This window comes from Novosphingobium album (ex Liu et al. 2023), assembly GCF_029076845.1.
Classification (GTDB): Bacteria; Pseudomonadota; Alphaproteobacteria; order Sphingomonadales; family Sphingomonadaceae; genus Novosphingobium.
Genome location: NZ_JARESE010000036.1, coordinates 37,747 through 60,336 on the forward strand (window position 1 = coordinate 37,747; position 22,590 = coordinate 60,336).

Below are 22,590 nucleotides of genomic sequence, written 5' to 3' on the forward strand. Positions count from 1 at the left end.
CCGCGCTCAGGCGGCGCGGGCATTCTCCTGCGAACCACCCCCGGCGAGCGCACGATAGGCGGCGATCTGCGCCAGTGTCACCGCCCGCGCGTCTGCGCCCGCGTCCACCTGCTTGTGCCAGTCGACGATCCAGTCGAGCGCGGTTTCCAGCCGCAGGCGCGGCTGCCAGCCGAGCGCGGCGCGCGCCTTGGCCGAATCGAGCCGCAGCAGGCCCGCCTCGTGCGGGCGCGGGCCGCGATCGGGCACCATTGCCCCGGCATCGCCCCAGGCGGCGCGCATCCGCTCGACAATCCACGCGACCGGCCGGGCATCCTCGTCCGAGGGGCCGAAGTTCCAGCCTTCGGCAAAGGTGCGGTCGCCGGTAAGCAAGTGCTCAGCCAGCAGGATATAGCCGCCCAGCGCTTCGAGCACGTGCTGCCACGGGCGCACCGCCTGCGGATTGCGGATCAGTGGCGCGGCGCCGGCCGCGAAGGCGCGGACCAGATCGGGCACCAGCCGGTCGGCGGCCCAGTCGCCGCCGCCGATGACATTGCCCGCGCGCGCCGAAGCAAGGGCAGGCGCGCCTTCGCCCGCGAAGAACGAGCGCCGCCAGGCCGCGACGACCAGTTCGGCGCAGCCCTTGCTGCTTGAATAGGGATCGTGCCCGCCCATCGGATCGGTCTCGCGATAGGGCCAGATCCACTCGCGGTTCTCATAGCACTTGTCGCTGGTGACGGCGACGATCGCCCGCACGCCAGGCGCGGCCCGCGCCGCCTCCAGCACGTTGACCGTGCCCATGACGTTGGTGGCGTAAGTGCCGGCCGGATCGTCATAGGACAGGCGCACCAGTGGCTGCGCGGCGAGGTGGAACACCACTTCGGGCCGCGCCGCCGCGAAAGCCGCGGCAAGCGCGGCGGGATCGCGCACGTCGCCTTCGATGTGGCGCAGGCGCTCGGCGATGCGGGCAGTCTCGAACAGGCTTGGCTGCGTCGGCGCGGGCAGCGCGAAGCCGGTGACATCGGCGCCCATGGCATCGAGCCAGAGCGCCAGCCAGCTTCCCTTGAAGCCGGTGTGCCCGGTGACGAGGACGCGGCGGCCGGCCCAGCTCACCAGCGCTTCCACGGCGCGCTCCCGGTGTTCCACAGGTCTTCCAGGTAGTTCTTGTCGCGCAGCGTATCCATCGGCTGCCAGAACCCGTCGTGCTGGTAGCCCATCAGCTCGCCCGCCTGCGCGAGGCGTTCGAGCGGTTCGGCTTCCCACGCGGTCTGCGGCCCGTCGACCAGATCGAGCACGGAAGGATCGGCGACGAAGAAACCGCCGTTGATCCGCCCGCCATCGCCATCGGGCTTTTCGCGAAAGCCGGTGACGCGATCCGCATCGAACGCCAGCGCGCCGAACCGGCCGGGGGGCGAGACCGACGTGATCGTGGCGCGCGCGCCGTGCGCGCGGTGGAAATCGACCAGCGCGCCCACGTCGATATCGGCGACGCCATCCCCATAAGTGAAGCAGAACGGCTCGTCCGGGTCGAGATAGGGCCGCACGGCGGCAAGGCGGCCGCCGGTCATCGTCGTGGGGCCGGTCTCCACCAGCGTCACCCGCCAGGGCTCGCTGCGGGCGCGGTGGATCTCCATGCCGTTGCCATTGCGCAAATCTATGGTGACGTCGGATGTCTGGAGGTAGTAGTTGGCGAAGAACTCCTTGATGACATAGCCCTTGTAGCCCAGGCAGACGACGAAATCGTTGAAGCCGGCCGCCGAGTAGATTTTCATGATATGCCACAGGATGGGCATTCCGCCGATCTCGACCATCGGCTTGGGGCGTACGGCGGTTTCCTCGCCTATCCGGGTGCCGAGGCCACCGGCCAGGATTACGGTTCGCATGGGTCCTCCACGTCATGTCCTTCGACACCATGACGAAGTCGCCCCAGCCAGCCCGTAAGCCGATTCCCGCCGCCATCGCCGCGCGCAGGTCGATCCCCGCCGCGATGGCGGCGCACGCGCCGATCGCGGCGATCCTGCTGCTGGCGTTGCTGCTGCGGCTGGACGGGCTGGGCTTCGGCCTGCCCGCGCTCAACGACCCGGACGAGCCGCTGTTCATGATGACCGCCATCGACATGCTGGCGCGCCATTCGCTCAATCCGCAATGGTTCGGCCATCCGGGCACGGTCACGCTCTATGGCCTGGCGCTGGTCATGCTGCTGGTCGCCGTGCTGGGCATCGCCCGCGGGCGCTTTGCCGATGCTTCCGCGTTCGCCGGCGCGGTCTATGCCGATCCGGGCATCGTCTTCCTGCCGGCGCGGCTGTTCATCGTGGCCAGCGGGCTGGCCTGCGTCTGGCTGACCTACCGGATCGGGCGGCGGCTGTGGGGCCGGCGGGCCGGGCTTGCCGCCGCGCTGGTGCTGGCGGTGAACCCGGTGCACATCACCTGGTCGCAAGTGATCCGCACCGATATGCAGGCAAGCGCATTCATGCTGGCCTGCGTGCTGTGCGCCATCGCCATCCATCGTCAGGGCCGGCTGCGCGACATCGTGCTGGCGGGCCTGTTCGCGGGCCTTGCCGTGGCGACGAAGTGGCCGGCGGCGGCGATCCTGCTGTGCCCCCTGTGCGCCGGGCTCAGCGCCGGACTGCGCGCCCGGCGGCCCGGCGGGCTGGCGCGCGCGCTGCTGGTCGTGCCGGTCGCGGTGGCGGCGCTGCTGGCGGTTTCGCCTTATCTGCTGATCGACCATGCGACCGTGCTGCGCGATCTTACCGCCGAGGCGCGGCCCATGCATCCCGGCGCCACGGGGCATGGTTTCCTGGGCAATATCGCCTGGTATGGCGAAGGCCCGCTGGCGGCCTCGTTCGGCGTGCTCGGGCTGGTCGCGGCCGTGGGCGGGGCGATCCTGGCCGCGTGGGGCGACCGCGCGTGGCGGATCGCGGTCTGCCCCGGCTTCGCGCTGTTCCTGCTGGTGGTGTCGACCCAGCATCTGATCTGGGAGCGCTGGCTGGTGCCGGTGTTGCCGTTCCTGGCGCTGGGGCTGGGCTGGAGCCTTGACCGGGCCGTTGGCGCGATCGCGTCCTGGCGCGGGCGGCTGGCGGGGCAGCTCGCGCTTCTCGCGCTGCTGGCCCTGGTACTCACGCCGATGCTCGCCACCGTCGGGCAGCGGGCCGAGGAACGGCGGCACGATACGCGCCAGCTCGCCTCCGTCTGGCTGCGGGGCCATGTTCCGCCCGGCTCCTCGATCCTGGTCGAACATGCCGCGATCGATCTGCTGCGCGGGCCCTGGACCGTGCTGTTCCCGCTCGGCTCGGCCGGCTGCATCGATGCGCGCGCGATCCTGCAGCGCCGCGTTTCGGCGCCCGAAGTGGAAAAGTCACGCGGTGGCCAGCCGGTGGTCGATCTGGGCCATGTCGCCCCCGCGCTGATCGACACTTGCCGCGCCGATTACGCGGTGCTGTCGCACTACGAGCGCTACCGGGCGGAGCGCGCGACTTATCCCGGCGAATACGCCCGCTATGCGGACCTGATCGCGGGCGGGCGCGTCGTCAGGACGTTCGCCCCCGTCGCCGGGCAGGTCGGCGGGCCGCCAGTCGAGATCGTGCGGCTGCGCAAGGCGCGGTAGAGGTCTCTTGCGAAATGCGCGGAAGAGCGCATTTCGAATGCGGTGCCGGCCCGTTCCCCCACCCGGCTTCCCACAGAATATTGTCGATGGAAGGCCGGGTGGGGGAACGGGCCGACACCGCTTGATCACCCGCCCAGCGCGGGTTCTCCGGTGTCCCAGCGCCCGCCCAGCGCGCGGAACAGGTCCACTTGCGCGAAGGCGACGGCGCGGGTCGCTTCGGCCAGATCGGCTTCGGAGGCGGCCAGCGTGCGCTGTGCGTCGAGCACGGTCAGGAAGTCGATCTGCCCGCGCTTCTGGCGCGCCAGGCTGACATTGGCGGCGCGCTCGGCGGCGTCGCGTGCCGATGTCAGCGTCGCCTTGCGCAGCAGCGCGTTGCGATAGGCCGACAGCGCCGTCTCGGTCTCTTCCAGCGCGCGCAGCACGGTGCCGTCGAACGTGGCGAGATCGGCGGCGGTATCGGCCCGTGCCTCGCCGATGCGCGCGCGGATCGCTTCCTGGTTGGGGAAAGCCCAGGATATCATCGGGCCCAGCAGCCAGCGCAGCGGGCCGCCGCCGAACACGTCGGTGGCGCCCACGGCGGTGGTGCCCAGCGATCCGCCCAGCGTGATCCGGGGATAGAGATCGGCGGTGGCCACGCCGATGCGCGCGGTATCGGCCGCCAGCCGCCGCTCGGCCGCGCGCACGTCGGGCCGGCGGGCCAGCAGCGCGCGCCCGTCTCCCACCGGGATCGCCTCGGCCACGTCGGGTGTGGTGGTGCGCGTCCGGGCGTCTTCGGGCAGATCCTGCGGGGTGCGCCCGGTCAGCGTGGCGAGGCGGAACAGCGCCGCGTCGCGATCGGCCATGAGCGCGGGGATCGCAGCCTGCTGCTGATCGCGCAATTGCGTGACGCGGATCACGTCGAGCCGGTCGGCCAGGCCATGCCGCTGGCGCGCGTCGGTGATGCGCACCGAACCGTCGAGCAGCTCGACCGTGCGCCGCGCCACCGCCAGCCGCTCGGCCGAACTGGTGGCATCGACATAGGCGCGCACCGTATCGGATACGACAGTGACGCGTACCGCATCCGCATCCTCGCGCGCGGCGGCATAATCGCCGCGCGAGGCTTCGATCCCGCGCCGGACGCGGCCGAACAGGTCAAGCTCGTAGCCGATCTCGATCCCGCCATCGACGGTGCGGCGCTCACGATCCACGCCGGGCAGCGCCTGGCTTTCCGATACGCGGCCATATGTCGCGGTGGCGCCGATATCGGTCGCGGGCAGGCGATCCGATCGCGCGCCGCGCAGCGAGGCGCGGGCCCGCTCGATCCGCGCCACCGCGACGCGGATGTCGGTGTTCGCCGCCAGCGCGTCGGCCACCAGACGGTCAAGCACCGGATCGTCGTAGAGCCGCCACCAGTCGGCTTGCGGCTGGCCATCGCTGACCGTCGGCGTCGCGGCGGTGCCGGTGAAGGGCGCTGCGGCCGCCGGCAGCGGCGCGGGCGCGACATAGTCCGGCCCGGCGGCGCAGGCCGCAAGGCTGGCGCCGGCCAGCAGCAGGGTAAGGGCATTGCGTGGTGTCATGGCACTTGTCCTATTCGGCCGGAAGCATCGCGGGCGAGGCTTCGCGGCGCGGGCGCCGGCGCAGCCGATCGGCCAGCGCGCGGCACACGACGTAGAAAGTCGGCGTGAACAGCAGCCCGAAGGCAGTGACCCCGGCCATGCCGAAGAACACGGCGGTGCCCAGCGCCTGCCGCAGTTCCGCGCCCGCGCCTTCGGCGAAGACCAGCGGCACCGCGCCCAGGATGAAGGCGAAGCTGGTCATCAGGATCGGGCGCAGCCGGGTGCGCGCGGCATAGACCGCCGCTTCCACCGGCGACATGCCGCGTTCCTCCTCGGCCTGCTTGGCGAACTCCACCACCAGGATCGCGTTCTTGGCGGCCAGCGCGATCAGCACGACCAGGCCGATCTGGGTCAGGATATTGTTGTCCATGCCCCTGAGGTTGACCCCCAGCATCGCCGCGAACAGGCACATCGGCACGATCAGGATGATCGCCAGCGGCAAGGTCAGGCTCTCGTACTGCGCGGCGAGCACGAGGAAGACGAACAGCACCGCCATGCCGAAGACGATCCCGGCGGTATTGCCGGCGGTCTGTTCCTGAAAGGCGATGCCGGTCCATTCGTGGCCATAGCCGGCCGGCAGCGCCTCGTCGGCGATCTTTTCCATCGTCGCCAGCGACTGGCCCGAGGAATAGCCCGGCGCCGTATTGCCATCCAGCTCGATCGCCGGCAGCAGGTTGTAGCGCACCACCCGGTAAGGCCCGGTCTTGTCCTCGAAGTTCGCGACCGAGCCGATCGGCACCATCGCGCCCGAGTTGGAGCGGGTCTTGAGGTTGGCGATATCGGCGACCGAGCCGCGATAGGGCGCGTCGGCCTGCGCGGTGACGCGGTAGGTGCGGCCCAGCAGGTTGAAGTCGTTGACGAAGGCGCTGCCGAGATAGACCTGCATCGCTTCGAACACGCGTTCGGGCGGCACGCCGAGCAGGTCCGACTTGCGCCGGTCGACATCGGCGAAGACGCGCGGCGTGGCTTCGTTGTACAGCGTGTAGACTTGCGCCAGCCCCGGCGTCTGGTTGGCCTTGCCGACCAGGGCGCCAGTGGCCTTGGCCAGCTCGGTATAGCCCCGGCCCTCGCGGTCCTCCACGATCATGCGATAGCCGCCGGCGGGCACGATGCCGTTGATCGTCGGCGGGGGCAGCAGGATGATCTGCGCCTTGTCATAGCCGGCGACGGCCTTCTGCGCCTCGGCCATGATCCCGGCATAAGTCACGCCCAGCTTCCGGCGTTCCTCGAAGCTCTTGAACGGGAAATAGATCGCGCCCGAATCGGGCGAGGCGGTGCGCGACGGGCCGTGGAAGCCCGCGAACATCACCGCGCCGCGAATGCCCGCGATCGGCAGCAGCTTCCTGGCCACTTCCCGCGTCACTTCGTCCGTGCGTTCGAGCGACGAGCCCGAGGGCAGGAATACGGCGGCAAGGAAATAGCCCTGGTCCTGCTGCGGCACGAAGCCGGTGGGGGTGGCCCAGAACAGGCCCAGCGTCGCCGCGATCAGGCCGGCGTAGGTCAGCATGACTTGCCGGGGCCGCTGCACCAGCTTGCGCGTGAGCCGCGCATAGCGCTGCGACAGCCGTTCGAACCACGCGTTGAAGCGGGTCCGCCGCGCCCAGCGTCATGCGCTGCCAGCGCGGCGCGTCGGGCCCGGGGTGGATGTGCGGGCGCAGCAGCAGCACGGCCAGCGCCGGCGACAGCGTGAGCGAGAGCACCAGCGAGATCACCGTGGCGGTGGAGATCGTCACCGCGAACTGCTGGTAGAACGCGCCCGAAAGCCCGGTGAGGAACAGCGTCGGCACGAAGACCGCGCACAGCACCAGCACGATGGCGATCAGCGCGCCGGCCACCTCGTCCATCGACCGGCGCGAGGCTTCGAGCGGGGACAGCCCTTCCTCGATATAGCGTTCGACATTCTCGACCACGACGATCGCATCATCGACGACGATGCCGATCGCCAGCACCAGCCCGAACAGCGACAGCGTGTTGAGCGAATAGCCCAGCGCCGCCAGCATCGCCGCGGTGCCGATCAGCGAGACCGGGATGGCGATGATCGGGATCACCGCCGCGCGCCACTTCTGCAGGAACACGAGGATGACGATGACGACGAGCACCATCGCCTCGAACAGCGTCTGGTACACCGCGTCGATCGACTGGGCGATGAACTCGGTGGGGTTGTAGATGACGCTGTATTCCAGGCCCTTGGGGAACTTGGTCGCCAGCGAATCCATCTCGGCCTGCACGGCCTGCGCGGCATCGAGCGCGTTCGATCCGGGGCGCTGCAGCACGGCGATCACCACGGTCGGTTTGCCCGAGAGATAAGTGTTGAGGTTGTAGTCCTGCGCGCCCAGCTCCACGCGCGCGACATCGCGCACGCGCACCTGGCGGCCATCGGGATCGGTGCGGATGACGATGTCGCGGAACTGGTCGGGATCGGCCAGGCGGCCCTGCATCTCGACGCCGACCTGATAGGCATTGCCCGTGGCCACCGGCGGTGCGCCCAGCGCGCCGGAAGCGACCTGCACGTTCTGCGCGCGCAGCGCCGCAAGGATCTCGCCGGCGGTAAGGTCAAGCGCGGCGGCGCGGCCCGGATCGATCCAGATGCGCATCCCGTAATCGCGCGCGCCGAACAACTGGACGTCGCCCACCCCCTCGATGCGGGCCAGCCGGTCCCGGACCTGGGTCAGCGCATAGTTGGACAGGTAATTGCGGTCATAAGTGCCGTCGGGCGATTGCAGGTTCACCACCATCAGGAAGTCGGGCGATGTCTTGCGCGTCACCACGCCAAGGCGCTGCACTTCCTCGGGCAGGCGCGGCGTCGCCACCGCGACCCGGTTCTGCACCAGGACTTGCGCGGCATCGAGATCGGTGCCGATCTTGAACGTGACGGTGATCGTCACCTTGCCGTCGCCGGTGGATTGCGAGCTCATGTAGAGCATGTCGTCGACGCCGTTGATCTCCTGCTCGATCGGCGCGGCGACGGTATCGGCCACGGTCTCGGCCGAGGCACCGGGATATTGCGCCGAGACCGTCACCGTCGGCGGGACGACTTCGGGATACTGGCTGACCGGAAGGCCGAAGAAGGCCAGCGCGCCGACCACGGTGATGATGACCGCGATCACGCCGGCGAAGATCGGCCGGTCGATGAAGAACCGGGAAAATCGCATGTTTTCATGCCCCTTTGCGGGAAATCGCGCCACGCCGGACGCGCTCATACGCCGCCCCGAAGATGCCGATGCATCCGGGCCGGAAAAAATACGCCTGGGCCGAACCGGCCTGCCCGGCGCGCGACGGGGCCAGCCCGTCGCGCGTCCGGGATCAGTCCTCCAGGGTCGCCTGCGCGGCCATGGGTTCGGACGGAGCAGCAGCGGGCCGGGCGCCGGGCTGGGGCCGGATCGTCGCCGGCTTGACCGCGACTTTCGCCCCGGCGATGGCCGAGCCGAAGTTCGAGATGACCACCGTGTCGCTGGGCGAAAGGCCCGATCGCACGACGCGCAGGCCATCCACCAGCGGGCCGATCTCCACCGGCTTGGCCGCCACCGCGCCATCCTTGCCAACCACCAGCACGATCTTGCGCGTCTGGTCGGACTGGATCGCGGCATCGGGCACCAGCAGGGCCTTGATCTTGCCGCCGCTGGCCAGCCGCATGTTGCCGAACATGCCCGGCGTCAGGAACCTTTGGGGATTGGCGAAGCTGGCGCGGATGCGGATCGTGCCCGATCGCGGGTCAAGCCCGTTGTCGGTGAAATCCAGCCGACCTTTCCAGCGATAGTCCGCCTCGTCCTGCAAGCGCACTTCGACATCGGCGGGCGCGCGGTTCTCCGCCCGGTCGCGCTGCGCCTTGAGGAACAGCGCTTCGGAGGCGTCGAAGCTGAAGTAGATCGGATCGACCGCGTTGATCGTGGTGAGCAGCGTTGCGTTGGCGCCACCCTCGCCCGAGACGAGGTTGCCGGCATCGACGCGCCGGTCCGAGACGCGGCCCGAGATCGGCGCGCGCACGGTGGCGAATTCGACATCGAGCGCGCGGCTGCGCACGCGGGCCTGCGCGGCGGCCAGCGCGGCCGAGGCGGAGCGGACCTTGGCCCGCAGCGCATCGACCTCGCCGGCGGCGATGGCTTCGTCGCCGGTCAGCCCGGCGACGCGCGCGTAATCGGCCCGGGCCAGCGCCAGCGCGCTTTGCGCCGAAGCGACATCGGCCCGCGCCTCGGCCAGCGCGGCGGCATAAGGGCGCGGATCGACCGTGAACAGCGGCTGGCCCTTTTGCACATAGTCACCATCGCGAAAGTGGATCGCGGTGATGGCGCCCGATACGCGCGGGCGCACTTCGACCGACTGGCTGGGGGCGAAGCGGCCGACGTAGTCATCCCACTGCGTCACTTCGCGCACCAGCGGATGGGCCGCCTGGACCATGGCCGGGGGCATCGCGGCCACGGCGGTGTCCGGGTGGTCCACCAGTTTCCAGCCCAGCCCGGCAATGGCCGCGATCGCCACCGCCGCGATGCCGATGCGTCGCAGCCGGCGATCGCGCGCGGGGCGGGCCTGCGCCGCCTCGCCATACGTCGCGCCTTCTTCGGGAACGAACGGCAGGTTCATGCGGACAGCCTCCGGAATGCCGGGCGATATCCGGCGATCGTGTCGATCACCGAGCCGACCTGGCTTTCGCTGTAGCCGACGGCGAAGGCTTGCTTCATCGCCGAGGCGGGCAGGGTATAGCCGTGGTGCCAGGCGTGGACCGCCAGCCGCCGCAGCGCTTCCAGCCGCTCGTCCGCCAGCATCGGCGAAGGCGGCGTGGGGCCCAGGATCAGCCGGGCCAGCCAGGACCGCTTGCGCTGCGGGCGCAGGGTATCGAGCCCGTCGCCGCGCGCCAGCTCGATCACGCGCCATTCCAGCGCGGAGAATTCGTGCGGCCGCGCCGCCGCGGCGGCGGGGGCCACGGCGACCGGCGCCGGGGCGGGGATCGGCCGGGCCACTTGCGGACCGGCAAGGGATTGAGGCGCTGCCTCGGAGAATTCGATGAAGGCCATCTTGCTTGCTCCCTGTTCTTCTGGGGGTGCCCGGCGCGCGCCACGAGGGGGGTGGGGGATAGGCGCGCGCCGGGGCTTGCCGGCGCAAGGGACGCCGGAACTTGTCGGGATGGCCGCCTCCTGGCGCGCGGTCGTGTGAACCCCCGCGCGCCGGAAGGCGGTGGAAACCTGATTGTCAGGAACTGCCCGCGACGCGGGCGGCACCAGGGATCAGCCGGTCAACACCGGCCCTGCATCACTTCGCGCATCGGACCTCCGTTCCTGACCCGGGATGGGCCGGCTATCTTCTGTACCGATCGGTATATATTGTTGGGGGCGGTCGCGTCAAGCGGAAATTGTGTACCGCTTGGTAAGATTATCGCTCGAACGCCGATTTCAAGGGCTGATCGGCCGATGAACCCGCTTTTTCGCGGCGCGGGCGGTGCCGGTCAGGCGCTGGGCCAGCAGGCCAGCGTGGTGGCGACGATGCTTTCCAGCGTCTCGCGAGTCGCGCCCGCGCTGGCCTTCAGCGACAGGCCCTGCATCACCGTGGTGAGATAGGTGGCCAGCGCCTCGGGATCGGCGCTCGCGGGCAGATCGCCTTCCGCGTGGGCGCGGCGGAAGCGTTCGACCAGCGCCGCTTCGGACGACGCGCGGCGGGCGATCACGTCCTGGCGGATCGATTCGGCCTCCACGCCGCAAGCGATCGTGCTGATCACGCCCAGGCAGCCTTGCGGATCGGTTTCGCCGCAATGGGTGGCCAATGCGCCGCGCAGCAGCCGCTCGGCCACCCCGCGCGCGGTCGGCGCCTCCAGCGCCATGCCGACATAGCACAGCTTCTCGCGCTCATAGAGGTCAAGCGCCTTGCGGAACAGCGCTTCCTTGTTGCCGAAGCAGGCGTAAAGGCTCGGCTTGGTGATGCCCATGGCCTCGGTCAACTCGCTGAGCGAGGCGCCTTCGTAGCCGTGCTGCCAGAATACGCGCAGCGCGGCCGCCAGGGCCACGTCGGGATCGAATTCGCGCGGGCGACCGCGGACAGGAGAGGCGGAGCATTTCATACCGATCGGTATATAGGTGCGCGGGGCGCAACAGTCCAGTTGTTGCTGTCGGGCATTTTCGGGCCGTGCATGGTATCTCTCTCGCCTGTCGCGTTCAGTTGAAAGCAATGCGCCGGGGTGTCAACAAGGGCCATGCGCCAGGCCAGCACGATCCTCAGCTTCACCACGCCCGGCCGGGGCCTGACCGAGATCACGCGCGAGGTGGCCGGATGGCTCGGCACCACCGGGATCGGCGAGGGGCTGGTGACGCTGCTGTGCCGCCACACTTCGGCCTCGCTGCTGATCCAGGAGAACGCCGCGCGCGCGGTGCGCGCCGATCTGGCCGCCTGGTTCGAACGGCTCGCGCCCGAAGGCGATCCCTATGCGCACGACGATGAAGGGCCCGACGACATGCCCGCGCACTTGCGCGCGACATTGACCGGCGTGACCCTGCCGATCCCCGTGCTGGGCGGGCGGATGATGCTGGGAACCTGGCAGGGGATCTACCTTGCCGAGCATCGGCGGATCGGCCACACTCGCCAGATCGCGGTCCACGTGATCGGCGAATGATGGGGGAGAGCAGGATCGTGGAACGGGATTTCGGTTTCGATGTGGCCGCGCGCGAGGCGCAGGTCGTCGGCGAGGAACCGCGCATCGGGCCGGTCGCGTCCGAAAGCCTGGATGACGCCACGATCGAACTGATCCTGAAGATCCGCGCTTCGGCGGGCGTCACCACGATGGACGAAGTGCCCGAATACATGCGCACCATGATCCGCCATCCCGAGATCTTCCGCTGCCAGATGGAAATGGGCACGGTGCTGTTCAAAGGGCGGATTCCCGCGCGTGAGCGCGAGATCGCGATCCTGCGCATCGGCTGGCTGTGCCGCGCGCCCTACGAATGGGGCCAGCACGTCAACATCGCCCGCCGCGTCGGCCTGACCACCGAGGAGATCGAGCGGGCGCGCCGGGGATCGGGGGCCGAGGGCTGGAGCGCGCACGAAGCCGCGATCCTGAAAGGGGTCGAGGAGTTGCTGGACGACAAGGCGATCTCCGACGCGACCTGGGCGGTGCTGGCGCGAAGCTGGGACGAGGCGCAGATGATCGAATTTCCGATGATGGTCGGCCAATATGTCGCCACCGCCTTCGTGCAGAATTCGCTGCGCATCCGGCTGGAAGCGGGCAATCCGGGGCTGGCCCACGGATGAACGGTCCGCCGCCCGCCGGACCGGAGCCGCGCGGCGGCGATCTGGTTCGCCGGCACCGGCTTTCCACGCGCATCTGGCACTGGACCAACGCGGTGACGCTGCTGGTCATGCTGATGAGCGGGCTGATGATCTTCAACGCGCACCCGCGCCTCTACTGGGGCGAATATGGCGCCAACTTCGATACCGCCTGGCTCGATATCGGCGCGACCACCGATGGCCGGGGCACGTTGCGGATCGGCGCGCTGCGGCTGGAGACGACCGGCGTGCTGGGCGTGTGGACCGATCCCGACGGGATCGAGCGCCACCGCGCCTTTCCGTGGTGGGCCACGATCCCCTCGCGCTACAGCCTGGCCGATGCGCGCATCTGGCACCTTGCCTTCGCCTGGGTGCTGGCCGGCGGGCTGCTGGTCTACCTGCTCTGGTCGCTGGCCAACGGCCACTTGCGGCGCGACATCCACATCACCGCGCGCGAATGGCGCCCTTCGCATATCTGGCATGACGTCCGCGATCACGCCCGGCTGTGCTTTCCCGCCGGGGCCGCCGCGTTGCGATACAATGTGCTGCAAAAGCTGGCCTATGCCGCCGTGCTGTTCGCCCTCATCCCGCTGATGATCGCGACGGGCCTGGCCATGTCGCCTGGCACCGATGCCTGGGCGCCGGTGCTCACCGAAATGTTCGGCGGGCGGCAATCGGCGCGCTCGATCCATTTCCTCTGCGCTTTCGCGCTGGTCGGCTTCTTCGTGGTGCACATCGTCATGGTCCTGCTGGCCGGGCCGTTCAACGAAGTGCGCGCGATGATCACCGGGCGTTACCGCGTGCCGCGGGAAAAGGCCCCCGTTCCATGAGCGGCGGGATCATCCTGTCGCGGCGCGGGCTGATCCGCGCCGGCGCGCTGGGCGCGGGCGGACTGCTGCTTTCGGGCTGCGACCGGCTCAATTCCAGCCCTGGCTTCCGCGCCGTGCTGGAAAGCGGGGAGGATCTGCACAAGGCCAGCCAGCGCCTGTTCGGGCGCGATGCGCTGGCGCGCGAATACGCGCCGTCCGAAATGTCGCCGGTGTTCCGTGCCAACGGCAGCCGCGAAGTGGCCGATGCGGCCTATCGCGCCCTGCTGGCGCAAGGCTTCGCGCCCTGGACGCTGCGGGTGGACGGGCTGGTGGCGCGGCCACTGGCGCTCCCGCTGGCCGCGCTGCGGGCCTTGCCCCAGCGCCAGCAGATCACCCGCCACGATTGCGTCGAGGGGTGGAGCGCGATCGGCAAGTGGCAGGGCCCGCGCCTGGCCCATGTGCTCGATCTGGCGCGGCTTCGGCCGGAAGCGCGCTATCTCGTGTTCCATTGCGCCGATCGCATCGGCGGTGCGCCCTATTACGAATCGATCGACCTGGTCGATGCCTTCCATCCGCAGACGATCCTTGCCTGGCGGATGAACGATCGGCCGCTGGACGAAGCGCATGGCGCGCCGTTGCGCCTCCGGGTCGAGCGGCAACTGGGCTACAAGCAGGCCAAGTACGTCATGCGGATCGAGGCGCGCGCCACGCTGGCCGGCCTCTATGGCGGCAAGGGCGGCTATTGGGAGGATTCGAGCGGTTACGCCTGGTACGCTGGCATCTGATCGTTCCGTCGCATTTGGCCCGCGCCGGCCCGCCCGGGCAATGGTCCGAAATGGACTGATACGCTACCTTGCCACGCGGCCATGACCCGATTCGCCGCCTTGCTGCTCGCCGCTCTTGCTTGCGTGCTTTTGCCGCAAGCGGCGCTGGCGCAAGTGCTGCTCTCGTTCCAGAGCTTCAACGGCTCGATGTTCGCCGGCCGCTATCCGCACACCTTCATCGTCCTGCGCGGCGCGCTGGACGAGACCGGCCAGAAGATCGACGAGAATTACGGCTATACCGCCCGGCATGTCTCGCTCGACGTGCTGTCGAAGGACGTGCCGGCGATGATCTACGTCGAAAAGCCCAAATACATCGAATCGACCAATCGCCATTTCACCGTGCCGATCAGCGACGCGCAGTACCGCGCGATCCGGGCCGAAGTGAACCTGTGGCGCAACGAGCCCTACAACCTCGACAAGCACAACTGCGTGCACTTCGTCGCCAGGATCGCGGAAATCGTCGGCATCCGCGCCGATGTGCCGGCCAATCTGGTGCGCAAGCCGAAGGCGTGGCTCAACTATGTCGGCCACAACAATCCCTGGCTGAACGGGAAGATCTTCGACTGACTAGCGGCTGTTTGCCACGGCCGACCGGAACAGGCTGTTGTCCGCTTCCCAGTCCATCCGCACGCGGCGATGGGCGATCAGCCAGCGGTCGGCGACCTTGCGGAAGCTGTCGAGATAATAGCCTGCGTGATCGGGGCCGATATCGGTCCAGGCGACCCAGTAGGTGCGGGCGCGCGCGCTGTCGGGCCCGGTCAGGTCGATCTTCGCGGTGGAAAGGTGGTGGCGCACGAAGCTGGCCCCGTGGGTGCCGCCCTCGCCCGCCAGCCAGCGTTCCTGCCACGCCCGGATCGCGGCGCGCCCTTCATAGCGGAACGCGCGATCGGCGGGCACATGCTCGCTTTCCATCACCGCGTCCTCGGTGAAGCAGGCGACGAAATCGTCGATCTTCAGCCGGTCGCCCGCGGTGGTGTATTGCGCCATGGTATCGCGGATCGCCTCGCGGGCGAGCAGATCGTCGAGCGTCACGACATCACCAGCCCGGCATCGACATTGATCGACTGGCCGGTGATCGTGCGCGCCTGATCGGAGGCGAGGAACAGCGCCAGATTGGCGACATCCTCGGGCGTGCTGAAGGTCTTGAGCGGCAGCGGCGCCTGGATGCCGGCGGCGATCTCTTCCACGCTCACGCCCTGCTCGTCGGCGATCCGCTTCATGTAGTTGATCATCAGGTCGGTGCCGATCGCGCCGGGAACCACGCAGTTGCAGCGGATGTTGAACTGCCCCACTTCCTTCGCCGTCACCTTGGTGAGGATGCGCAGCGCGCCCTTGGCGGCGGAATAGTGGCTCTTGCGCACCATGCCGTCCCAGCCCGCGCCGCTGGAGAAGTTGATGATGGCGCCGCTCCTGCGCTCGATCATCGATCGGTTGAGCACTTCGCGCGTGCACAGCATCGCGGCCATGCAATCGACCTTGTAGGTATCAAGGAAGTTGTCGACCGTCTGTTCCCAGATGTACTTGTCGGTGCCGGGCACCGCGGCGTTGTTCATCATCACGTCGACCTGGCCCCAGCGGCTCATCGCCGCCTCGACCATCGCGGCGACATCCGCCTCGTCGGTGACATCGGCCTGCACCGCGACGGCGGCATCGCCGATCGCCGCGGCGGCTTCCTCCACCAGATCCTTGCGCCGCGCGGCCAGCACCAGCTTCGCGCCCTCGGCTGCCATCATCCTGGCCATCACCGGGCCCAGGCCGCTGCTGGCGCCCGTGATGATCGCGACCTTGCCTGCGAAGCGGTTCATATCGCGATGACCTTGCGCATGGTTTCATGGCTTTCGGGCGATCCGTTCAGCGCGCGGTTGAACCGCTCGACGATGCGCCAGCCATCGGCGGTGCGCCGCAGCGTCCAGTGGTTCACCGCCGCGCGCCAGAGGAACCAGCGATCCTCCTCGCGCAGCACCACGAACGAATAGCCGACCGCTTGCGCATCATCGCCATCGACGGTGATCCTGGGCGTGCCGGTCAGGTGCGCGCAGCCGGTGGCGACCAGATCGAGATGGCCTTGCCAGTGATACATGCCGGCGATCTCGTCCGGCGCGGTCAGCCGGATCGAGCCGCCTTCGGGATTGGTGAAATTGTAGCCGCCGCCCTCGACCCAGAGCTCGCCTGCTTCCCTGGCCGTCGCGCTGTCGACCAGCGGGCCGTAGGTATTGAGCAGGTTGAGGATCGCAAGGTGATCCTCCGCCGCCCGCAATCGTGCTTCCAGCGCGGCGAAGCGCTCCTCGATGGCTTGATCCGACATGGTCTCTCCCGCATGCATTCGTTGTCGAACAGATGTTCAACGCGGCATCGGCGGAAGGGTCAATCCCCGTTTGGGGATAATGCCGTATCGCCTACCAGTCGAACCAGCGGCCGCGCACGCGCCTTGCGGCAATCCCGTCGCCATCGCTGTCGGCATAAGTCGTGCCGGCCACGCCCTGGCCCTCGCGCACGGCCTTTGCCTCGGCCTCGGCGCGCGCGGCGCGCAATTCGGCTTCGTGCACCCTGTCCTCGGCGCGGCGGGCGAACAGTTCGCCGCGCCGCTCGCTGCGGATCGCGTAATAGTGCGACCACATCTGGCTATGCGCGAAAGCCAGGAACAGCCCGCCGATGATCGCCAGGTTCTTCAGCGCCATCACGCCCTGCACCGGATCGGTGAAGCGGTTGTGGAAGAACAGGATGGTCAGCGCCACGAACACCGTGAGCAGGATCGCGACCAGCCTGACCATGAAGCCCAGCGCCAGGCAGAGCCCGGCGAGCAGTTCGAACAGGCCCACCGGAATGGCAAGGCCGCCGGGTAGCCCCGCGCCGACGATCATCGTCTCGGTCGCGGAAACGTCCAGCAGCTTGCCGGCCCCCGAAACAATGAAAATCAGCGCCAGCAGCAGGCGTCCGATAATGGCCGCGATCTTCGACATGTCATGCTCTCCCGGCATGGAAATTCATGCCGGAATAGCGGATGGCGGGCCGGATGGTTCCCGGCGCGGCCAATCACAGCCGGGGCAGCGTTACCCCCTGCTGGCCCATGTACTTGCCGGCGCGATCGGCATAGCTGATCTCGCACGGCTCGTTGCCTTGCAGGAACAGGAACTGGCACGCGCCTTCGTTGGCATAGATCTTCGCCGGCAGCGGCGTGGTGTTCGAGAATTCGAGCGTGACGTGCCCTTCCCAGCCCGGCTCCAGCGGCGTGACGTTCACGATGATGCCGCAGCGCGCATATGTCGATTTGCCCAGGCAGATCACCAGCACGTCGCGCGGCACGCGGAAATATTCGACCGTGCGCGCGAGCGCGAAGGAATTGGGCGGGATCACGCAGACGTCGGTCTTGCGATCGACGAAGCTGTTCGCGGCGAAATCCTTGGGATCGACCACGGCGCTGTCGACATTGGTGAAGATCTTGAAATCGTCCGCCACGCGCGCGTCATAGCCATAGGAGGAAAGGCCATAGGATATGCAGCCGTCGCGCCGCTGCGCCTCCACGAAAGGCTCGATCATGCCGTTTTCGGTGGCCTGCCGCCTTATCCACTTGTCGCTGAGAATCGCCATGGGGGCTGCTTAATCGGTCAACATCGCGCTGTCATCGCCGCGTGTCATACTCGGTGAACAAGCCTGCCTCGCGGTCAGTCGATCGCCTGGGCCTTCCTGGAGCGGCGGCGGCGGGCGAAGAGCAGTCCCGCCGCGGCAAGGGCGAACAGGCCGAACGCTTCGGGTTCGGGCACTGCGGTCGATCCGCCCGAACTGCCGCCGCCCGAGCTACTGCCCGGCTGGCCGCTGGGGGGATAGTAGCCGCCGGCATAAGTGCCCACGTGCATTTCGCCGTTCTGCAGCAGGTTGCCGAAGACCGCGGAACCCTGGATGTAGTTGAACGTCTGCGTATCGGCTTTCGGTGCCAGCACACTGCCGCCCCATGCCGTGGTCAGGGTCAGGTCGGCCGCGTCCTTGAAGTTCCAGATGACATGCTCGCCCAGATTGGCGGTGCCGCCGAGGAAATTGTCGTTCAGCCTGATCGAGCTGCCCGCAACATTGACGATCGCCGTGTCCGCCCCGTTCAGATTGAACTGGATCTCACCGATGCTGTCGAGCTGGGCGGCGGTGATGTTGAACACGGCCACCCCGTCGGCGCCGGGCACGGCGTTGAACGTACCGCGATTGCCGCTGATCTGAAGCTGGCTGTCCGCATCCAGCGTGCCGAGCTGATAGGACAGCTCGTTCATGCTCGTGGTGATAAGGCTCTTGTCCTGCTGCAAGTCCTGCGCGAACTGCGGGTTTGATGTGGCGAGGCCGGAGTTGACCGTGTTCTGGTTGACATTGGTGTTCGCGATCGTGCCCCCGACCTGCACCGTCTGCGGATCGCCATTGAGGTTGAAGCCGCTGTTGACGTTGCCGCCGACGATCGCGCCCGATCCGTTGTTCAGGTTCTTCGTGCCGCCATTCACATCGCCGACCACGACCAGCCCGGGCTGGCCGTTGCTCGACGGCGTGCCGGGCTTGATGTTGTAGTTGGATGAATTGCCGGTCAGGTCGCCACCGACGAAGGTACGCCCTTCCACTTCGGAACTGGAAGTGAGGTTGCCCAGAACGATAAGGTTCCATTCGCGCAGGGCATCGGTGCCGACCGGAACGCCCGCCATCGCGGGAGCAGCCATGGCGACCGACGCCAGAAGCGCGCCGATCGTGGAAGTGAAATGCCGCTTAACCATATTTCCTGACTCTGGCGCAATGCACGGGAAGCTTGTCGTTCAGCGATTCTCACGCCTATTGGTTGCCAATTCGTGTGCAAGCGCGGTTTTGCGGCTGGGTGTGGGCGGGCGATCGCTGCCCGGTGGACCCTGCCTTATCCGGCGATTAAGAACTGCATGGTATGGACGCGGCCATGACCGCACCGCTCCGCATCCTCGTGATCTTCGGCACGCGCCCCGAAGCGATCAAGCTGTTCCCCGTCGTCCACGCGCTCAAGGCCGATCCGCGTTTCGAATGCGTGGTCTGCGTCTCGGCGCAGCATCGCCAGATGCTTGACCAGGTGCTCGATATCGCGGGGATCGTGCCCGATCACGATCTTGACGTGATGCAGCCCGACCAGACGCTGGACGCGCTCACCGCCAACCTGCTCGTCGGGCTGGGCCAGGTAATGGACGCGGTCCGCCCGGACCGGGTGATCGTGCAGGGCGATACGGCGACGGCGATGTGCGGCGCGCTCGCCGCCTATTACCGCAAGGTGCCGGTCGATCATGTCGAGGCGGGCCTGCGCTCCTACAACATCTATCACCCCTGGCCCGAGGAGGTGAACCGCAAGATCATCGGCGCGATGGCCAGCCTGCACTTCGCGCCGACCGAAACCGCCGCCGGCGCGCTCAAGGCCGAGGCGGTCGATCCCGCGCGCGTCCATGTCACCGGCAATACCGTGATCGATGCATTGCACTGGGTGACGGCGCGCATCGCCGCCGCGCCCGCGCTGGCAAGCGGGCTGGCCGATCTGGAAGCGCGCTTTGCCGGCAAGCGGATCATCGGCGTGACCAGCCACCGGCGCGAGAACTTCGGCGAAGGCATGGAAGGGATTGCCGAGGCCATCCGCACCATCGCCCGGCGGCCGGACGTGGCGGTGATCTTCCCCGTCCACCTCAACCCCAACGTGCGCAAGGTGATGAACGAGGGCCTGGCGGGGCTGGACAATGTCGCGCTGATCGAGCCGCTCGACTATCCGCACTTCGCCCGCCTGCTCGATCTGGCCGAGATCATGCTGACCGACAGCGGCGGCGTGCAGGAGGAAGCGCCCGCGCTCGGCAAGCCGGTGCTGGTGATGCGCGAGACCACCGAACGGCCCGAGGGCGTGGCGGCTGGAACCGCGAAACTCGTCGGCACATCGGCCGCGACGATCGTTACCGAATTATCAACCCTGCTCGACGATAAGGGCGCTTACGAAGCCATGGCGCGGGCCCACAACCCTTTCGGGGACGGCCACGCCGCGGCGCGTATCGTGGAGCTGCTCGCCAATGAAATCGGACACGAAACCTGACGTCTGCGTCGTCGGGCTGGGTTATATCGGACTTCCCACCGCCGCCGTGATCGCCCGCGCCGGGTGCAAGGTGCTGGGCATCGACGTTTCGCAAAAGGTCGTCGACACGATCAATCGCGGCGAGATCCATATCGAGGAAGTCGATCTGGATGGCCTGGTCCACGGCGTCGTCTCGCGCGGGCTGCTGTCCGCCTCCACCGAAGTGGCGCCCGCCGATGTCTTCGTGATCGCGGTGCCCACGCCGTTCGACAAGGATCATGCGCCCGATGTCTCGTATGTGCTGGCCGCCGGCCGCACGATCGCGCCGGTGCTGAAGGCGGGCGACGTGGTGATCCTCGAATCGACCTCGCCGGTCGGCACCACCGAGCAGCTTCGCGATATGATCGCGACGATGCGCCCGGACCTGAAAGTGCCCGGCCTCGTCCGCGAAACCCCCGACATCGCCATCGCCTATTGCCCCGAGCGCGTGCTGCCCGGCCGCATCCTCGAAGAGCTGACCAACAACGACCGTTCGATCGGCGGCATCACGCCCCGCTGCGCAAGGAAGGCGCTGGCCTTCTACAAGCGCTTCGTGCGCGGCGAATGCGTCACCACCGATGCCCGTTCTGCGGAAATGACCAAGCTGGTCGAGAACGCCTATCGCGACGTCAACATCGCCTTCGCCAACGAACTTTCGATCGTTGCGGACAAGATGGGCCTCGATGTCTGGGAAGTGATCCGGCTGGCCAATCGCCATCCGCGCGTCAACATCCTCTCGCCCGGGCCGGGCGTGGGCGGCCACTGCATCGCGGTCGATCCCTGGTTCATCGTCCACGGCGCGCCAGAGGAAACCCCGCTGATCCGCACCGCGCGCGGCGTCAACGACGGCAAGATGCACCATGTGATCCGCAAGGCGGACGAACTGGTCGCCGCGCATCCCGACGCCAGGGTCGCCTGCCTCGGCCTCGCCTTCAAGGCCAACATCGACGATTTCCGCGAAAGCCCGGCGCGCTTCGTCACTTCGCGGCTGGCGCGCAAGTACGGCGCGCGCATCCACATCGTCGAGCCTTATGCCGCCGAGCTGCCGATCGAGTTCACCGACACCGGCGCCACCCAGATCGACATCGACACCGCGCTGGAGGAATGCGAGATCCTGATCGTGCTGGTGGACCATGACGTGTTCCGCGTCGTCCCGCTGGCCGAGCGCGCCGACAAGCTGGTCTACGACACGCGCGGCATCTGGCCCGACCAGCCCCGGCGCGAAGCCGACGACAGCCCCGGCCTGCGCCTCGCGGCGGGCTGAAGCCGGTGAAAAGCGGCGAGCGGCCCGCCGGGTCGTTCGCCGAGCTCAGAGCCGCGCGATCAGGCCGATCGTGTCATGGTCCAGCATCGCGGCGGAAAAGCGCGCGGTATAGGCGGTGTTGATCGCCTCGGGCTGGAAATCGGACGCGTTGACCAGGAAGATGCCATAGCCGAAGGCCAGGTAGCAGCCGAACTGGCGCATCATCTCGTCAAGCGGCGGCGGGGCGATTCCCTCGGCCGCCAGCGCTTGGCGGTAATGGGCGACGAGATCGCGGTCGTGCGCGTGACGATCGGCCATGTCGAGCGCGCCGGTGACGTGATAGGCCACTTCGCACAGCGCCGGGCCGACATGCGGCTGGCTGTCGAAGAAGCCGGGCTCGCCGTCGATATCGACATAGAGATTGCCCAGGTGCGTGTCGCCATGGACCAGCACGCGCGGGATCGTCCTGCCCAGCGCCGAAAGCTTGCCCAGCGCGGTAAGGAACCAGTCCAGCGAATGGAACCGCACCGATGCGGCGGCGCCGCGCGCGCTCTGGACGAAGCCTTGCCAGACCGGCGGGGTCAGGATCTGCGCGCCATAGCGATAGAAGCCGTCGATGAAATCGTCCGCCCAGGCGAAAGCGCCGCCGGGGGCAAAGGGCGCGGCCTGCTCCCAGGTCAGGGCATGGTGCCGGGCCAGCACCTCCAGCCGGCGCGCGACCGCTTCGGGCGGCAGCGGCCGTTGCGGGTGGAGGAATTCCACCCCGCGCGCGACCAGGTCTTCCAGGATGACGATACCTTGCCGCGCCTCGGCATCGAAGCCGGCGAAATAGCACGTCGGCTGGCGCAAAGCCGTCAGCGGCGCGACATCGGCATAGGCGTGGACTTCATGCGCGTGCATGTAGTCCATCAGCCGGCTGTGCGGCTCGAACCCGCCCTTCAGGATCACTTGCGCGGGAATGCCGGCGGCGCGCGCGGCCGCGTCACGCTCCAGCGCCACGCGGATCTTGGTGCAGGTGCCATGCATCACGTCGAGGATGCGCGAGCCTGTCAGGCCGATGCCGGGCGCCTGCGCGGCAAGCGCGGCTTCCAGCCACGCAGTGGTGATATTCGCGATCGTCGTGGGCAGCGGGCAGGGGCCTGGGGTTTTTGTCATGGCCGGCATCCTCCTTGCGCGCTAGCCTGCGGAAACGGAGCCGCCGGACATGCGCATCGGGAGAGG

The 22,590-nt window shown here is 68.2% G+C and carries 21 protein-coding genes and 1 pseudogene; 8 read left to right on the plus strand and 14 right to left on the minus strand.

Annotation, left to right across the window (positions count from 1 at the left end):
* Positions 1-6 precede the first annotated feature (6 nt).
* Together rfbG and rfbF are read right to left on the minus strand one after the other, a co-directional pair.
* The gene (rfbG, locus tag PYV00_RS11625) at positions 7-1,101 is read right to left on the minus strand and encodes a CDP-glucose 4,6-dehydratase (protein WP_275228432.1); all 1,095 of its coding nucleotides are present in this window, start codon (positions 1,099-1,101) and stop codon (positions 7-9) included.
* The gene (gene rfbF / locus PYV00_RS11630) at positions 1,086-1,859 is read right to left on the minus strand and encodes a glucose-1-phosphate cytidylyltransferase (protein ID WP_275228433.1); all 774 of its coding nucleotides are present in this window, start codon (positions 1,857-1,859) and stop codon (positions 1,086-1,088) included. Before rfbF ends, rfbG begins: the two co-directional genes overlap by 16 nt.
* A 29-nt stretch (positions 1,860-1,888) precedes the next feature.
* Here rfbF and PYV00_RS11635 point away from each other — a divergent pair, with 29 nt between their 5' ends.
* Complete coding sequence (locus tag PYV00_RS11635; RefSeq protein ID WP_275228434.1) at positions 1,889-3,580, plus strand: ArnT family glycosyltransferase; 1,692 nt, start codon at positions 1,889-1,891, stop codon at positions 3,578-3,580.
* A 125-nt stretch (positions 3,581-3,705) separates the two neighbouring features.
* Here the strand turns inward: PYV00_RS11635 and PYV00_RS11640 are convergent, their stop codons facing one another.
* From PYV00_RS11640 to PYV00_RS11660, 5 genes and pseudogenes are all read right to left on the minus strand, one after another.
* Entirely contained in the window at positions 3,706-5,136 is a 1,431-nt protein-coding gene (locus tag PYV00_RS11640) for a TolC family protein (protein WP_275228435.1), read from the minus strand.
* Positions 5,137-5,146: 10 nt separating this feature from the next.
* Positions 5,147-8,327, minus strand: a pseudogene (locus PYV00_RS11645) (efflux RND transporter permease subunit).
* A gap of 151 nt (positions 8,328-8,478) precedes the next feature.
* Positions 8,479-9,753, minus strand: a complete 1,275-nt coding sequence (locus PYV00_RS11650; protein WP_275228436.1) for an efflux RND transporter periplasmic adaptor subunit — start codon at positions 9,751-9,753, stop codon at positions 8,479-8,481.
* Positions 9,750-10,184: a hypothetical protein gene (locus PYV00_RS11655; protein ID WP_275228437.1), complete on the minus strand. Its 435-nt coding sequence runs from the start codon at positions 10,182-10,184 to the stop codon at positions 9,750-9,752. The genes PYV00_RS11650 and PYV00_RS11655 overlap by 4 nt, the downstream gene beginning before the upstream one ends.
* A 428-nt stretch (positions 10,185-10,612) precedes the next feature.
* The gene (locus PYV00_RS11660; RefSeq protein ID WP_275228438.1) at positions 10,613-11,221 is read right to left on the minus strand and encodes a TetR/AcrR family transcriptional regulator; all 609 of its coding nucleotides are present in this window, start codon (positions 11,219-11,221) and stop codon (positions 10,613-10,615) included.
* Positions 11,222-11,353: 132 nt separating this feature from the next.
* On the opposite strand from PYV00_RS11660, the gene PYV00_RS11665 reads away from it, so the two are divergent.
* The 5 genes from PYV00_RS11665 to PYV00_RS11685 all read left to right on the plus strand — a co-directional run bounded on the left by PYV00_RS11665 (position 11,354) and on the right by PYV00_RS11685 (position 14,620).
* A complete protein-coding gene (locus tag PYV00_RS11665; protein ID WP_275228439.1) occupies positions 11,354-11,770 on the plus strand; it encodes a secondary thiamine-phosphate synthase enzyme YjbQ in 417 nt (138 codons plus the stop codon).
* 17 nt (positions 11,771-11,787) lie between these two features.
* Positions 11,788-12,405: a carboxymuconolactone decarboxylase family protein gene (locus PYV00_RS11670; protein ID WP_275228440.1), complete on the plus strand. Its 618-nt coding sequence runs from the start codon at positions 11,788-11,790 to the stop codon at positions 12,403-12,405.
* Complete coding sequence (locus PYV00_RS11675; RefSeq protein WP_275228441.1) at positions 12,402-13,250, plus strand: cytochrome b/b6 domain-containing protein; 849 nt, start codon at positions 12,402-12,404, stop codon at positions 13,248-13,250. Before PYV00_RS11670 ends, PYV00_RS11675 begins: the two co-directional genes overlap by 4 nt.
* Complete coding sequence (locus PYV00_RS11680) at positions 13,247-14,014, plus strand: molybdopterin-dependent oxidoreductase (RefSeq protein WP_275228442.1); 768 nt, start codon at positions 13,247-13,249, stop codon at positions 14,012-14,014. Before PYV00_RS11675 ends, PYV00_RS11680 begins: the two co-directional genes overlap by 4 nt.
* Positions 14,015-14,095: 81 nt before the next feature.
* Positions 14,096-14,620 carry a hypothetical protein gene (locus PYV00_RS11685; RefSeq protein ID WP_275228443.1) on the plus strand — a complete coding sequence of 175 codons (525 nt, stop codon included), beginning with the start codon at positions 14,096-14,098 and terminating at the stop codon, positions 14,618-14,620.
* On the opposite strand, the gene PYV00_RS11690 is transcribed toward PYV00_RS11685, so the two are convergent.
* The 6 genes from PYV00_RS11690 to PYV00_RS11715 form a co-directional block, all read right to left on the minus strand.
* Positions 14,621-15,085, minus strand: a complete 465-nt coding sequence (locus PYV00_RS11690; protein WP_275228444.1) for a nuclear transport factor 2 family protein — start codon at positions 15,083-15,085, stop codon at positions 14,621-14,623.
* Positions 15,082-15,858, minus strand: a complete 777-nt coding sequence (locus PYV00_RS11695) for an SDR family NAD(P)-dependent oxidoreductase (protein WP_275228445.1) — start codon at positions 15,856-15,858, stop codon at positions 15,082-15,084. The genes PYV00_RS11690 and PYV00_RS11695 overlap by 4 nt, the downstream gene beginning before the upstream one ends.
* Positions 15,855-16,358 (minus strand): nuclear transport factor 2 family protein, encoded by a 504-nt coding sequence (locus PYV00_RS11700; protein WP_275228446.1) that lies wholly within the window; start codon positions 16,356-16,358, stop codon positions 15,855-15,857. Before PYV00_RS11700 ends, PYV00_RS11695 begins: the two co-directional genes overlap by 4 nt.
* 91 nt (positions 16,359-16,449) lie before the next feature.
* Positions 16,450-17,013: a DoxX family protein gene (locus PYV00_RS11705; RefSeq protein WP_275228447.1), complete on the minus strand. Its 564-nt coding sequence runs from the start codon at positions 17,011-17,013 to the stop codon at positions 16,450-16,452.
* A gap of 73 nt (positions 17,014-17,086) precedes the next feature.
* On the minus strand, positions 17,087-17,641 hold the full coding sequence (gene dcd, locus PYV00_RS11710; protein WP_275228448.1) for a dCTP deaminase: 555 nt from the start codon (positions 17,639-17,641) through the stop codon (positions 17,087-17,089).
* A gap of 74 nt (positions 17,642-17,715) precedes the next feature.
* The gene (locus tag PYV00_RS11715) at positions 17,716-18,795 is read right to left on the minus strand and encodes a choice-of-anchor A family protein (protein WP_275228449.1); all 1,080 of its coding nucleotides are present in this window, start codon (positions 18,793-18,795) and stop codon (positions 17,716-17,718) included.
* A 173-nt stretch (positions 18,796-18,968) separates the two neighbouring features.
* On the opposite strand from PYV00_RS11715, the gene wecB reads away from it, so the two are divergent.
* Positions 18,969-20,108, plus strand: a complete 1,140-nt coding sequence (gene wecB, locus PYV00_RS11720; RefSeq protein ID WP_275228450.1) for a non-hydrolyzing UDP-N-acetylglucosamine 2-epimerase — start codon at positions 18,969-18,971, stop codon at positions 20,106-20,108.
* Positions 20,086-21,390, plus strand: coding sequence for a UDP-N-acetyl-D-mannosamine dehydrogenase (wecC, locus tag PYV00_RS11725; protein ID WP_275228451.1), 1,305 nt, complete (start codon positions 20,086-20,088; stop codon positions 21,388-21,390). The genes wecB and wecC overlap by 23 nt, the downstream gene beginning before the upstream one ends.
* Before the next feature lie 45 nt (positions 21,391-21,435).
* Here wecC and PYV00_RS11730 read toward each other — a convergent pair whose 3' ends face one another.
* Positions 21,436-22,524 (minus strand): phosphotransferase, encoded by a 1,089-nt coding sequence (locus PYV00_RS11730; RefSeq protein WP_275228452.1) that lies wholly within the window; start codon positions 22,522-22,524, stop codon positions 21,436-21,438.
* Positions 22,525-22,590: the final 66 nt, after the last annotated feature.